We start from the raw sequence: 2,380 nt of genomic DNA, 5'->3' as shown, positions 1-2,380 counted from the left end.
GGCGGCTGCCGGAGACCGGCAGGATCAGGCCGGGGCCTTGTCCAGCAGGCCGGCCAGCTGGGCCTTGCCCACTGCACCGATCTGCTCGCCGACCTTTTCGCCATCCTTGAACACGACCAGGTACGGAATCGAACGCACGTGGTACTTCGCGGCCAGCGCACGGTTGTGGTCAACGTTGACCTTGGCGATCTTGGCGCGGCCCTGGTAGGCATCGGCCAGCTCGTCCAGCGCCGGGGCGATCATCTTGCAGGGGCCACACCACTCGGCCCAGAAATCGACCAGCACCGGTTCCTTGGAATTCAGCACTGCGCTATCAAAGTCGGCGTCGCCGACATGTACAACCTTGTCGCTCATCTTGGTTTCTCGTCTTGGATTGCACCCGGCCATGCCGGAGGTGGGTGAACTGGGCCTTGCCCGGTGGCGCGACCCTCGTCGTTGCCTCGCGGCGCACTGCCGCGGTGCGTTCGGCGGGATGCCTGGACGCTCACGGCCGGCAGTGTACCCCTATCGCGGGGCAGGGACAGGCGCCGTCTGGAACCCAGCGTATCGTGATCGCTTCGATGCCCGGTATGTGTCGGATTTCACTGTCCTCCTGTACATGGGGCTGGCAGTGCGCGACACCAGCGCCCCAGACCGGGCCGTTCAAGTCCAGTGTGGCTGGGTGAAGGTGGCGTCTCCGGGTGCCGTGAGACACCGCATTCCGGTTTGCCTGCCCGAGTGCGTTAAACTGGGACATTGTGCGGCGCACGGACCGAGGGGTCCCGGCCTGCCAACCCGCCGCAGGGGCCGCAGTTTGCGACGGTTCCCCTAGACGCTGAAGTGCCAGCCGCCCCAAGGGCCGGCGGCCATACCAAGACGGACTCATGAGCGACAAACCGCTGACCGATTTGACCTTTTCCTCCTTCGAGCTGCATCCGGCCCTGCAGGCCGGCCTTGAAGGAGCCGGATTCACCCGCTGCACCCCGATCCAGGCGCTGACCCTGCCGGTCGCGCTGCCCGGTGGTGATGTTGCCGGCCAGGCCCAGACCGGTACCGGCAAGACCCTGGCCTTCCTGGTCGCTGTCGTGAACCGCCTGCTGACCCGTCCGGCGCTGGCCGACCGCAAGCCGGAAGACCCCCGCGCCCTGATCCTCGCCCCGACCCGCGAACTGGCCATCCAGATCCACAAGGATGCGGTGAAGTTCGGTTCCGAGCTGGGCCTGCGTTTCGCGCTGGTCTACGGTGGCGTGGATTACGACAAGCAGCGCGAGCTGCTGCAGCAGGGTGTGGACGTGATCATCGCCACCCCGGGCCGCCTGATCGACTACGTCAAGCAGCACAAGGTGGTTTCGCTGCATGCCTGCGAGATCTGCGTGCTCGACGAAGCCGACCGCATGTTCGATCTGGGCTTCATCAAGGACATCCGCTTCCTGCTGCGCCGCATGCCGGAACGCACCATCCGCCAGACCCTGCTGTTCAGCGCCACCCTCAGCCATCGCGTGCTGGAGCTGGCCTACGAGCACATGAACGAGCCGCAGAAGCTGGTGGTCGAAGCCGAGACCATCACCGCTGCCCGCGTGCGCCAGCGCATCTACTTCCCGGCCGACGACGAGAAGATCCCGCTGCTGCTGGGCCTGCTGTCGCGCAGCGAAGGCGCGCGGACCATGGTGTTCGTCAACACCAAGGTGTTCGTCGAGCGCGTCGCCCGCTCGCTGGAGAAGGCCGGCTATCGTGTCGGCGTGCTGTCCGGCGATGTGCCGCAGAAGAAGCGCGAAAGCCTGCTCAACCGCTTCCAGAAGGGCCAGCTGGAAATCCTGGTGGCCACCGACGTCGCCGCCCGTGGCCTGCACATCGATGGCATCAAGTACGTCTACAACTACGATCTGCCGTTCGATGCCGAAGACTACGTGCACCGCATCGGCCGTACCGCGCGCCTGGGTGAAGAAGGTGATGCGATCAGCTTCGCCTGCGAACGCTACGCGATGGGCCTGCCGGACATCGAGGCCTACATCGAGCAGAAGATTCCCTCCGAGCCGGTCACCAAGGAACTGCTGACGCCGCTGCCGCGCCCGGAACGCCCGGCCCCGGCTGCAGGCGAGGAAGGCGAGGACAACGAAAGCGTCGGCCAGATCTTCCGTGAAGCGCGCGAAGCCCGCGCCGCCGAGGAAGAGCGTCGGGGCGGTGGCCGCAGTGGCGGTCGTTCCGGCAGTGGTGGTGGTCGTGGTGGCCGTGACGGCGAGCGCAGCGGCGAACGTCGTTCGCGCGGCCCGCGCAAGCCGCGCGTGGAAGGCGAGCAGGGGGCTGCCGCCCCGGTCGCCGGTGCTGAAGGCGCCGCTGCCCAGGCCCCGCGTCCGCCGCGCCCGCCGCGCGCCGAAGGCGCACCGGACGCTGCCGTGGATGG

Annotated in this window: 2 protein-coding genes; one reads left to right on the top strand and one right to left on the bottom strand. The window is 67.3% G+C overall.

Annotated elements, in window-relative coordinates:
- Nucleotides 1–24: 24 nt before the first annotated feature.
- A complete protein-coding gene (trxA, locus tag ABGA94_RS09530; protein ID WP_375367126.1) occupies nucleotides 25–354 on the bottom strand; it encodes a thioredoxin in 330 nt (109 codons plus the stop codon).
- A 509-nt stretch (nucleotides 355–863) separates the two neighbouring features.
- Between trxA and rhlB the strand changes: the two genes are divergently transcribed.
- Nucleotides 864–2,380, top strand: a 1,517-nt coding sequence (gene rhlB / locus ABGA94_RS09525) for an ATP-dependent RNA helicase RhlB (RefSeq protein WP_375367125.1), incomplete at its 3' end; no start/stop codon positions are given.

Origin of the sequence: Stenotrophomonas sp. 3diitr2024 (genome assembly GCF_042136455.1) — a bacterium.
GTDB lineage: Bacteria > Pseudomonadota > Gammaproteobacteria > Xanthomonadales > Xanthomonadaceae > Stenotrophomonas > Stenotrophomonas sepilia.
Note: the sequence above shows the minus strand (reverse complement) of the source record. Positions and strands in the feature narration are given on the sequence as shown.

What these genes read in the sequence shown, in the direction of transcription:
- trxA (WP_375367126.1), bottom strand. Translation starts at nt 354, where the DNA reads ATGAGCGACAAGGTTGTACATGTCGGCGACGCCGACTTTGATAGCGCA.